1 pseudogene is annotated in these 245 nt (G+C 55.5%); it reads left to right on the top strand.

Annotated elements, in window-relative coordinates:
• Window positions 1-199 (top strand): annotated as a pseudogene (locus tag AC5Y49_RS24905) (IS256 family transposase); the annotation flags it as partial.
• Window positions 200-245: the final 46 nt, after the last annotated feature.

Raw genomic sequence — 245 nt, 5'->3', positions numbered from 1 at the left:
ATCGCTGAACTACCAGCTGCGCAAAGTCACCAAAGCCCGCGGATCGTTCCCCTCCGATGCGGCCGCCATGAAGCTGCTCTATCTGGCCATCCGCAATATCAACCAGAAACGAGGATCAACTGACGGAACCGCAACCTGGGGGTGGACCCGAGCACTGAACACCTTTGCCATCCAATTCCCCGACCGACTCCCACTATGACCCCAAAGACAAACGGCCACAACACCTTACACAGTTATCTTGACAA

It is taken from the genome of Mycobacterium sp. NGS62, from assembly GCF_059812285.1.
This window is presented reverse-complemented; position numbering and strand designations above follow the sequence as displayed.